The sequence below is a fragment of the Maritalea porphyrae genome (assembly GCF_030159895.1).
Lineage (GTDB): Bacteria > Pseudomonadota > Alphaproteobacteria > Rhizobiales > Devosiaceae > Maritalea > Maritalea porphyrae.
This window is the reverse complement of the sequence record NZ_BSNI01000002.1, coordinates 289,290-299,846: the sequence shown is the minus strand read 5'-3', so window position 1 is coordinate 299,846 and position 10,557 is coordinate 289,290. Positions and strand designations below refer to the sequence as shown.

Sequence of the window (10,557 nt, the reverse complement as noted above, 5' to 3'; positions counted from 1 at the left end):
AGCTATGCGGCTTTTGTTAAAAGTGCTCATGCAAACAACCCATGCAAACGCCATGCAGGTGCACCTTTTTCCATAGGGTCATCATAATGTCCTTCACGAAAAACCCAGTAGCGAAGGCCCTTATGATCTTCGATTTCAAAGTAATCGCGCACCCGCAACCTGTCGGCCAGATCAGCCCACCATTCAGGTAGGATGCGTTCAGGACCTTGAGCATAAACAATGTGTCGAAGCACTTTGCGCCATAAGAATTTTATCGGGGGTCCTTCGGGAACTTGAGCGATCACCTCAATTGGTTCGGGATGGGTAAAAAGCATGGCGGGGCGACGTAAATTATGTGGCCATTTTTCCCAATCTTGAGGTTTCAATGGATGTACGGTTTTTTGCGACTGCTCGGGCAGATGACTCTCACGCGGGGCAAGGCGATAAACAGCGCCGGGGCCAATCCGGTTGGCGACCCGGTCGAGTAATGGGGAAAGATTTTCATCTTGTCGCGTGGTTTGAGTGTAGGTATCTAGCTGGAGTTGATGGGCAGGCAGTTGATCAATTTTGTTGGCGTTTAACACTAATGCGTCAATGCCAAATCCGGGGTCAATGGTGACCAGCTTTTCGTCAAATAGACGTTTGATGTGTGGCTTTGAGCGGCTGGGCTGAGCAAGCCGAATGGGAAAGCTTTTAATTTTCCCATCGCCAAAAAAACAATCAAGTCGTAAGTGCAGCACGCCTTGTTGGAGTTTATCTAAAAGCGCGAACAATTGATCGAGCAATTCATAAAAACTGCGCTCAATGGTGGGTAAGTCGATGAAGGGATCGATAGGGGCCGCGGTGAAACGGAAATCTGGTTGATGCTCCGGGGCTATGAGTGGTTCTTCATAGCTTCCTACGGCTTGGTCGAGACGCTTAAGTACAGCTTCGCCGTGATCGGGTTCAGGGAATCGACGGGTAAGGCTGGCGCGCGGCAGATCGAATAATTGACCGATATTTTTTAATCCTAATTGATAGAGAGCATTGGCCTGCTCAGGGGTGAGGCGTAGGGCGGTAACGGGTAGAAAGGCTAAGCCTTGATGTGGCTCGCCGGGCGGCAAAATGGTTTTGTTGTTTTTCTCATATTTGGCCAAAGCCCAAGCTGCGCCGATTGTATCACCTAGCCCTAAACGTACAGCGTGGCCAAGTTTTTGCAGTTCGGTATGGATTTGATGCAACATGTTGTACTCACCTCCAAAAAGGTGGTCGCAGCCGGTAATGTCTAGAAAAATCACATCTGGCAGATGCGGTACGATAATGGGGGAAAAGCGTAGCAACCAAGCGGCGCGGCGCATTAATAGCTTTTGATCGGCCTCAGGCTCATGATGTAATGTTTCAAGATTATGACATATCGCCTTGGCATCATTTAAGCGCATACCGGTGCGCACCCCAGCTTGGCTGGCCGCAGGATTGACGGCGAAGATTTTGATGCCTTTTGGTGTTTGTTCCAACAAAGCCAAAGGTTTCTTTTGCAGTTTTGTTTTGGAACTTCCTTTAGCTGGCGAACCCGTGGCCATCTTTGGCGCGGCGGGATGGGTTTGGCGCCACATGAGGCGCAAATTTTCGATTGGCAGCTGCGGGAACCATAAGCAAAGGATACGTCGATGTTTCATATTCTAGGTTCCATGATCCGGTTTGCCCGGTGCGACATCGCAAAAGCTCTGCACGCAGTCGCCTTGTGCCGGGCGCGCGTTCATCAAAAGGGTTTTGGGTGCTTAGTTGGCTTTCAATTTGCCAACGGGAAAAGGCTGCGCTTGCCCCATGGCAATGGTGTGGTCGATGCAAAAAAAGGGGTGTAACCCCTTGTTGGGTGGCCAGCGATAAGCGTCTTGTTTGGGTGAAGCTTAAATCATTAATATGACCAATCACAGCGGCAAAGCTTTGGACGCGAGTGGCCTCTTCCAAAACCCACAAAAGCTCTGTGTCGCTTTTGGTGTTGACCATTATGAAGCGGTTTGGGTTTAGACCAAATGATCGCAAACCGGGGGCAAAAATTTGACCTCTATCATGGGTTTGATGGCGGGTGCTTGCCCATAGAATTGGGGTGTCGCCAGCATGGTGAGCAAGCAGGTTTTTAAGTGCTAACAGTAAAAAGCTGGTGCTGGCCGGATCTCCGTAGTTTTTGGCGTGCACCTCATGCAAAACCGGTTGGGTTAAAATGTCTGAGGTGAGGTTTGGGACCAGTTGTGGCAATTGGGTGGCCACCAAGCCCTGCGCCTTTGTGGGGAGGGGCGGCAGTTGGAGCGGCTTTGGTGGCTTATCATCATTGGCTGGAGCAAAGTGCTTGGCCACTGTTGCCGTTTGCACGGACCCTGCGCTGTGTTTTTGCATGTCAGCACGTTCTAGATTGCGCACATGCTGGCGTAAATTATCAAGCTCCTTATGTTTTTCTCTAGTAGGCATAGTCTGGCCCTTTGAACGCTTTATGTGATAGAGCCTTGATCCGACTCTATAAATTCCAGACTCCTTAAATGTTCATGTTTTGTTCTTTTTGTCAATTTCAATGTGAAGAGCTGGGTGTGACAGCGCGTTGCATTTAGGTGAAAGGTGGGAAGAGGGCACCATAACTACGTAAAATCCTTCTTGACGCCAAGGTGCCGAAACGACAGATTGTGCTCGATTTTTTGATTTATTTTTGGAGTATTTATGCTGAGCGTAGAGATCATCAAACGCAGCTTTTTGGCTATTATCAATAATTGGGATGTGGCGTTTAAAGTAAGCGGCTTTTGGTGGCCGATAATTGTTGTTCTAACGTTACCATATGTCATTCAATCGCCGATTGTTGATCCTACAACGGGGGCCATTGATTATCTCCCTTTCATGTTCGCGCAGGGTATGGTTTTGAACCTGCTTTATGGGGTAATATATGCTGCAGTTTGCCTTGCCGGCTTTAGCGTAATGGCTATTGGTTGGCATCGTTTTTTGATCAATGGCTGGCAGCCAAGTAGACTGCTTATGCTTGAGAAAGATTGGCCATGGGGGCAGTATTTTTGGGCAGGTTTTCTGCTTTCACTCATAGCTATTCCAATTGCCGTAATACCAACCATTTTTGTTTATGCTGACCCGGCGAACGTGGACCAAGAGTTGATCGGATATAATGCGATTGGCGTGAATTTTATGATCCAATTGGCGGTGTTACTCCCATTTACATATTTGGGTTTGATTTTGCCCTCGATTGCAATTGATCAAAGCAAGACTGGTGAAAATCGAATTGGCTTTTCTCAATCTTGGGGCATTACCAAATCGAACGGGGTTGAAGTTTTGATGTTGGTTGTCATGGCAGCGCTGATCTACACGATAGTAATCTCAACAACAGAACAGATTTTTGGGTCAGGTGAAATTAGATATGTCAATGCGACGAGCATTTTGGGCTTTGTCGTTGGTTCAATTGAAACATGGCTGATTACAATGTTTGGTGTAGGCCTTTTGTCAGAGCTTTACAAAGCTTTGGTGCAAAATCGTCAATCACAAGAAGCCATGGCCTAATCAAACGTCACATGGCTTAGTTTTTCTGGGTTGCGGATGATATAAATCTTGGCGATTTGGCCATCCGCTGTCCAGGACATGGACCAGGCTTGTATGTCGCCCTCTTCATCGCGAACCAACAAGCCGGGTGCGCCATTGATGGTTGTGGGTCTGATGTCATCAGGGCCCGGCCGGCCGAATTTCTTGGTGACGCCGAAGAAGAAGCGCATAATTTTGTCGCGCCCATAGATGGGGAGCAAAGTTGCTGATTTGATGCCGCCACCATCGCTGAACAACACGGCGTCTTCTGCGATAAAATCTACAAATTCCTCCAATTCGCCTGTTTTCAGAGCGGTCAGAAATGAGGCAACTAGCGGCTCATTTGCGGGGCGTGGCAGTGTTTCACCGCCGTCGGTTCGCACCTTTTGGCGCGCGCGGGATGCAAGTTTGCGGCAAGACGCTTCACTACGATCAAGTGTTTTGGCGATTTCCTCAAACGATAAATCAAATATGTCGTGCAGCAAAAAGGCGGCGCGTTCTGGGGCGGAGAGCTTTTCCAGCGTGAACATGAGCGCAAAGGAGATGTCGTCCGCTTTCTGCGCAATTTCATCAGGTCCTTCTGCTGTTTCAGACAATAGGGGCTCAGGCAACCACTCACCAACATACTTTTCTCGTTTGGTTTTCGCCGATTTCAAGTGATCAAGCGACAGGCGTGTGATGATGGTGGTGAGGAACGCTTGCGGGTTATTGATGGTTGGAAAATCCACCTTGCTCCACCGCACAAATGCGTCTTGCACCATGTCTTCAGCGTCAGCGACTGAGCCCAACATGCGATAGGCAAGCCCAAACAGTCTTTTGCGCTCATGTTCAAACACATGATTTAGATCTTGATCCTGCATTTTGCGCTCCTTTGTTAGCCATAAGACGATTGGGCTTTAAAAAATGTGACCTTATTTGGTCACAAAACCAAGTGCGTCGTCGTCTTCTTTTCAAACAAAGGAGAAAAGTAAGATGGCACGGTTTGTTCAATGGTTGCTTGTTGGCTGGTTCTTGATGCTGGCCATTTGGATGCTTTCTAGCCCCATGAGTTGGTATCAAACAACGCCTGGTGTTGTAGATACGGGCCCATTCAATATGCATTTTGTTATGGATATTGGGCTTGTGTTTTTGATGAGCGCAGGGGCAATGGCCTATGGACTGCGCCAGCAAAATCAAACAGCGATTATTTGCGGCGCAGTGTGGCCGGCCCTTCACGCAGCTTTTCATATTTATATCTGGTTTGAACGCGGTATCCCGTTCGACCTTGTCGCATTGAGCAACCTAGTCGGCATTCAGTTGCCAGCATGGACCGCTTTGTTGCTTGCACTGAGTTCAAACAAAAGGAGCATTCGCTATGCTTAAGTTTATTTTGCACAACAGCACCCGCAATTTTGAAAAACAATATGCCTATGATGCAGGCTACATGCATCACATGATCGATGTTTCTAGTGGTGCAGGTTTGCGCCTTGGCTTGCTTCCGATCCTGAGCCAATATCGCGGTCCAAAGGTGGCAGTCAACATCTGGGCCGGGGCGGCGCTAGCCTCAACTTTAGATGCGGATTGTGGGTCCTGCGCACAGTTGATTGTGGATCAGTCAATTGAACTTGGTGTGAACCCAAAAGAGCTTGAAGCCTGTACCAAAGGGAAAGCGCGAACTGATAATGATTGCGGCTTGGGTTTTTTGTTCGCTCAAGGCGCCATAAGTGGCGGGACGGATACGCTTGAGCTGCGGAAAGAAATTGTACGCCGATATGGTGAAGAGGCGGCAGTCGCTGCAAGCTTTGCAGCGGCATGCGGACGGATCTATCCTGTGTTGAAACGCGCCACGGGCGAAGTTGCTGCATGCGATATCCTGCGATTTGACACTGAACTAAAGATCGCCGCCCAATAAGCCAAACACCATTGCCCCCCTCTCATTTTTAGGTATTCTAATGGTTCCTTGAGGGGGGGGGATCTATGAGCGAGCAGGGATTGCAGGCCTATCAGCCACCAAAATTACCAAGCGTGAACGTAATTCGATTTGCCGATGTGCGTGAAGCGCTTGGCGCCGGGTGGCAAGATTTTAAACAGGCACCAGCCTTGGGGCTGTTTTTTGGGGGATTTTACGCCATTGGAGGGTTGGCAATTTGGGCCGGATTAATTGTCTACAATATGCCGTGGATGATCATTCCTTTGGCCATTGGCTTTCCGCTGCTGGGGCCTTTCGTCGCAGTGGGCACCTATGAAGTTAGCCGCAGGCTGCTTGCTGGCAAACCTTTGGTTTGGCGCGAAATCTTCTTTCTCATCATTGGGCAACGCGAACGCCAACTCGGCTGGATGGCATTTGTTGTGCTGTTTATCTTTTGGATTTGGGTCTATCAAATCCGATTGGTGATGGCCTTGTTCTTGGGGTTCAAGAGCTATGCAACGCTTGGCGATTTTGTTGTGCAGGTCACAACGACCCCGGAAGGGCTTGGGTTTTTGGCCGTTGGCAGCCTAATTGGCGCCTTGATTTCATTTTCCCTTTTCGCCGCCACCGTTGTGTCGATGCCGTTGTTGATGGCAAAAGATATTGATTTTGTGTCAGCGATAATTGTGAGTTTTAAAGCGGTGCGTGCCAACTTCTTCCCCATGTTGGGTTTTGCCATTATTGTTGGGGCGCTTACCCTTTTGGCAATGCTTCCGGCCTTTTTAGGGTTGCTCGTGGTGTTGCCAGTTTTGGGCCATGCCACATGGCATCTTTACACACGTGTTGTGGAGCAGTCATAGTTTGATCACGTGATGGCACTGCGCCAAAACGGGATTGGACTTAAAGTGATAAACAAGAGATTTGTGGCAATATTGGCATCAGTGCTGATGGCCTTTTCAACCGGCGCTAGCTGCGCTCAAGAGTTGGATGGGGTAGCGCAAGTGGTCGAGGGCAATTCGGCCAAAGCCGTTCAATTTTTGACGGATCAATTCGCGCAATCCAACGAGCCGTTGAATTGGCAGAACACTTTTTTGCTCACTTATGCTTTGTGGCAGGACAATCGGCTCGAACCTATTGAGCAAGATTTTTTGCGAGAGTTTGCCAGTGCCAATCCGTCCGTGATGGTTACACTGGGGGATGGCAGTGAAATAGAATTTCCACCAGGTGATGAACAGGCTAAATACATTGCTGGCCTTTTGGCGGACACACCTAATCTGAATGAGTGGTGGTTGGTGGACCAAACCGCAATGTCCAATTTAGCGATTGTTGCTTATACCGGCGATGCGGCGTGGAACAGAATTGTAAATTTTTTCGCCAGTAAGTTTTACGTCGCTTGGCAAGAAAGCAACATTGGCAACGGGTACAAGCCGATACGTGACTTGCTGGTTCAAACCTACCAATTTTACGATAAAGAGGGCCGGATAAATTATTCAGGGCGCGGCCTTATTTTTGATGCGATGGCGGTGATCAATGATCATGTGAACGATGCAGTTCCAAGCTTTATCTACAATTGGATTGAACCCAAGCCTGCCCCCTATCGCCCCTATGATCGGCTGTTGGAAACACAGCACGAACAACAAGCGCCAGACTTGAGTGGTGCAACAGCAAAACCTGGCGAAACACCGGATATCGGTGCGGTTGTTTGTTTGCCATTTGTTGGCTGTTAAGCAGGAGGGACATGTGAGAAAACTCGTTGTTTTGGTCGCAGTTTGCTGTGTCCTACTTGGATCAAGTGTGGCCCAAGCGGCCAGCTTTATTCCCGAAGATCATCTTTGTGCGATGCGCTACATGATCGTTGTTAAAAACATGCAAGAAGGGCACCCTCAGCGCAAAGATTATGAGGGGCGATTTTACAAAAGCCTTGATCATTTTGGGGAGAAGTTCCCAGAGGTTGAACACGAAGACATGGTGCGCGAAATAAGTTCTGGGGCGCAAAGTCTCTACAACCAAATTGCACAAGGCGCAGTTACGCCAGATAGTTTTTGGGATGACGTCATCATTTGTGATGGGGAATATGGATTTGCAAAAACCGTAAAGCCTTGACGCCTTTTCGAAAACTCGGTCGGTATTCACAGTTGACGTGCGTCAATGCGCAAATGCTGGGTTCAACATAGTGTTATCTTGTTCGGTACTCCAATGGGAGCAACTAAGCGCTTGAGAATTGGCAAGCGTTTCGGGCAAGAAACTAAATTGGTGGTTGTCTTGGCGGGTTCCCTTAACTGAAAGGAACATGAGACCATGCAAGTGCAAGATATTATGACCCAAAATGTCATCACGGTTGCGCCAAATGCGACCGTTGAGCAGGCCACGCAGTTGATGGTGAACCATCATATTAGTGCGCTGCCCGTGATCGATGAAAAAGGCGCAATTCTTGGTATTGTGAGTGAAGGCGATTTGATGCGGCGCGTTGAAGGCGCAAGTGATCAGAAGAAGTCTTGGTGGCTCCATTTGTTTGCCGACAAGGTTGATAGTGCGGCGGATTTTATTGCGCTAAAGGGCCGCTTTGTGCGCGATGTGATGACCAGCCAGGTTGTAACCGTGACGCCTGAAATGGCGGTTGGCGAAGTGGCTAGGTTGCTGGCTGAGAAACACATCAAACGTGCGCCAGTCGTCAAAAATGATCGTTTGGTCGGCATTGTCAGCCGCGCCAATTTGTTGCATGCGCTGGCGGTTATCCCGCAGCAAAAAGTGAATGCGCAGGCGAGTGACTTGGAAAAACGAGAAATTATCCTTAGCACCTTGGCGAAGGTGCCTGAATTGAACATCAATCATCTCAACGTTGTTGTTGAAGGTGATCAGGTCGATGTATGGGGCGTGGCATCGTCCAAGGAAGAAGAGCGTGCGATTAAAGTGGCGCTGGAAAACATCAGCGGACTTGGCCAGGTTTCTTATAATCTAGGGCGACTTCCGGGATATGCTTGGGGCATCTAATTGTTCTTCAAAATCGGTTAAAAAAACAATGGCATTCGATCGTTAGATTGAGTGCCATTTTTCTTGTTTATGACAACCTGCTTGACATAATTTGAAAATCAATATCAGTTTGTGCGTGTAACCAGGGGGGCTCTGACAAAGAGCTGAGAGGTCGCTGGAATGATATTTCATTCAGCGCGACGACCCTTTGAACCTGATCCAGTTAACGCTGGCGTAGGGACGGTCATTTTGCGTTGGTCATCGCCCGAAATGGGTGAAATGTACGCCGCAACTGCACTTTCTTGAAGCCTAGACGTATCAATTGGGTCCCACTTTTGAATAAGGGGCGACTTGATGAACGCGATATCTCCAAAAATTACCACCGGGCCTTTGCCCGCTTCGCGCAAAATTTACAAAACTGGCACATTGAATCCAGACATTTTGGTGCCGATGCGCGAGATCGAATTGAACCCAAGTGCTATGGAACCACCAGTGGTGGTCTATGATAGTTCTGGCCCATATACCGATCCCAACATCAATATTTCAATCGAACGTGGCGTGCCGCGCATTCGCGAGAAATGGATTGAAGCGCGAGGTGATGTTGAAGCTTATCAGGGACGTGAGATCACAGCGGCGGACAATGGGTTTGTTTCGGACACAAAACTGACCCCGCAATTTCCAAATTTGCACCAACCAAAGCGTGGTAAAGAGGGCAAGGCGGTAACTCAACTTGCTTACGCGCGCGCTGGCATCGTGACGCCGGAGATGGAATTCATCGCCATTCGCGAGAATTTGGGTCGTCGCCAATTAAAAGAAAAGCTCAAACGTGATGGCGAGGATTGGGGGGCATCCATCCCTGATTTTGTCACGCCTGAATTTGTGCGCGATGAGGTTGCTGCAGGTCGTGCGGTGATCCCTGCGAACATCAATCACCCAGAGGTGGAGCCGATGATTATTGGGCGCAACTTCTTGGTGAAGATCAATGCCAACATTGGCAATTCGGCGGTTACCTCTTCGATGGAAGAAGAGGTGGACAAGATGGTGTGGGCGATCCGTTGGGGTGGTGACACGGTGATGGACCTGTCCACCGGTCGCAACATTCACAATATTCGTGAGTGGATCATCCGCAATTCGCCTGTGCCAATTGGTACGGTGCCAATTTATCAGGCGCTTGAGAAGGTCAATGGCATTGCCGAAGATCTCACTTGGGAAGTGTTCCGCGACACACTGATTGAACAGGCAGAGCAGGGGGTGGATTATTTCACCATTCATGCTGGGGTGCGCTTGCACTATGTGCCGCTAACCGCTGAGCGGGTCACTGGCATTGTGTCACGTGGTGGTTCGATCATGGCCAAGTGGTGCTTGCATCACCACAAAGAGAGCTTTCTTTATGAGAATTTTGAAGAGATTTGCGACATTTGCGCCAAATATGATGTGTCATTTTCGCTGGGCGATGGACTGCGCCCAGGCTCAATTGCTGATGCCAATGACGCAGCGCAATTTGCAGAACTTGAAACGCTTGGCGAACTGACTCAAGTGGCATGGGCCAAGAATTGTCAGGTGATGATTGAAGGGCCTGGGCATGTGCCCATGCACAAGATCAAAGAGAATATGGATAAGCAACTTAAGACCTGTGGTGAAGCGCCGTTTTATACGCTTGGGCCGCTGACAACAGACATCGCGCCGGGCTATGATCATATCACTTCAGGTATTGGTGCGGCGATTATCGGCTGGTTTGGCACCGCTATGCTTTGCTATGTGACGCCAAAGGAACATTTGGGTTTGCCAGACCGTGACGATGTGAAAGTTGGGGTGATCACCTATAAGATCGCAGCCCATGCGGCGGATTTGGCCAAAGGTCATCCAGCGGCACAAATTCGAGATGATGCGCTAAGTCGGGCGCGGTTTGAGTTTAGATGGGAAGATCAGTTTAACCTCTCGCTCGACCCGGATACGGCGCGAGATTTCCACGATCAGACTTTGCCAAAAGAGGCGCACAAAGTGGCGCATTTTTGTTCCATGTGTGGCCCCAAATTCTGCTCCATGAAGATTTCCCAAGACATTCGCAATGAAGCCAATGAAGAGGGCATGGCAGCAATGGCGGAGAAGTATAAGTCAGGCGGAAATCTTTATATGACGCCTGAGGAACTCGCGGCGCTCAACAGGAGTTAGGG

The 10,557-nt window shown here is 49.1% G+C and carries 11 protein-coding genes, 1 pseudogene and 1 riboswitch; of the genes and pseudogenes, 8 read left to right on the top strand and 4 right to left on the bottom strand.

Annotated elements, in window-relative coordinates; all coding sequences use genetic code 11:
- Positions 1-26: 26 nt before the first annotated feature.
- The 3 genes and pseudogenes from QQL65_RS04915 to QQL65_RS04910 form a co-directional block, all read right to left on the bottom strand.
- On the bottom strand, positions 27-1,115 hold the full coding sequence (locus tag QQL65_RS04915; RefSeq protein ID WP_284362455.1) for a DNA polymerase Y subunit UmuC family protein: 1,089 nt from the start codon (positions 1,113-1,115) through the stop codon (positions 27-29).
- A 9-nt stretch (positions 1,116-1,124) separates the two neighbouring features.
- Positions 1,125-1,538 (bottom strand): annotated as a pseudogene (locus QQL65_RS16565) (Y-family DNA polymerase); the annotation flags it as partial.
- Positions 1,516-2,424 (bottom strand): ImuA family protein, encoded by a 909-nt coding sequence (locus tag QQL65_RS04910; RefSeq protein ID WP_284362454.1) that lies wholly within the window; start codon positions 2,422-2,424, stop codon positions 1,516-1,518. The pseudogene QQL65_RS16565 and the gene QQL65_RS04910, both read right to left, overlap by 23 nt.
- A 243-nt stretch (positions 2,425-2,667) precedes the next feature.
- Here QQL65_RS04910 and QQL65_RS04905 point away from each other — a divergent pair, with 243 nt between their 5' ends.
- Entirely contained in the window at positions 2,668-3,507 is an 840-nt protein-coding gene (locus QQL65_RS04905; RefSeq protein WP_284362452.1) for a hypothetical protein, read from the top strand.
- Here QQL65_RS04905 and QQL65_RS04900 read toward each other — a convergent pair.
- Positions 3,504-4,385, bottom strand: a complete 882-nt coding sequence (locus tag QQL65_RS04900) for a sigma-70 family RNA polymerase sigma factor (RefSeq protein WP_284362451.1) — start codon at positions 4,383-4,385, stop codon at positions 3,504-3,506. The two genes, QQL65_RS04905 and QQL65_RS04900, sit on opposite strands and share 4 nt — an antisense overlap.
- Positions 4,386-4,497: 112 nt before the next feature.
- Between QQL65_RS04900 and QQL65_RS04895 the strand changes: the two genes are divergently transcribed.
- The 7 genes from QQL65_RS04895 (at position 4,498) to thiC (ending at position 10,555) form a co-directional block, all read left to right on the top strand.
- On the top strand, positions 4,498-4,887 hold the full coding sequence (locus tag QQL65_RS04895) for a hypothetical protein (protein WP_284362449.1): 390 nt from the start codon (positions 4,498-4,500) through the stop codon (positions 4,885-4,887).
- Positions 4,880-5,416: a hypothetical protein gene (locus QQL65_RS04890; RefSeq protein WP_284362448.1), complete on the top strand. Its 537-nt coding sequence runs from the start codon at positions 4,880-4,882 to the stop codon at positions 5,414-5,416. Before QQL65_RS04895 ends, QQL65_RS04890 begins: the two co-directional genes overlap by 8 nt.
- Before the next feature lie 65 nt (positions 5,417-5,481).
- Entirely contained in the window at positions 5,482-6,273 is a 792-nt protein-coding gene (locus QQL65_RS04885; protein ID WP_284362446.1) for a DUF2189 domain-containing protein, read from the top strand.
- Between the two features lie 12 nt (positions 6,274-6,285).
- Positions 6,286-7,140 carry a hypothetical protein gene (locus tag QQL65_RS04880; protein WP_284362445.1) on the top strand — a complete coding sequence of 285 codons (855 nt, stop codon included), beginning with the start codon at positions 6,286-6,288 and terminating at the stop codon, positions 7,138-7,140.
- A gap of 13 nt (positions 7,141-7,153) precedes the next feature.
- Entirely contained in the window at positions 7,154-7,516 is a 363-nt protein-coding gene (locus QQL65_RS04875) for a hypothetical protein (protein ID WP_284362444.1), read from the top strand.
- A 213-nt stretch (positions 7,517-7,729) separates the two neighbouring features.
- Entirely contained in the window at positions 7,730-8,404 is a 675-nt protein-coding gene (locus tag QQL65_RS04870) for a CBS domain-containing protein (protein ID WP_284362443.1), read from the top strand.
- 113 nt (positions 8,405-8,517) lie between these two features.
- Positions 8,518-8,642, top strand: a riboswitch (TPP riboswitch).
- A 95-nt stretch (positions 8,643-8,737) separates the two neighbouring features.
- Positions 8,738-10,555 carry a phosphomethylpyrimidine synthase ThiC gene (gene thiC, locus QQL65_RS04865; RefSeq protein ID WP_284362442.1) on the top strand — a complete coding sequence of 606 codons (1,818 nt, stop codon included), beginning with the start codon at positions 8,738-8,740 and terminating at the stop codon, positions 10,553-10,555.
- The last annotated feature ends 2 nt before the right edge of the window (positions 10,556-10,557 follow it).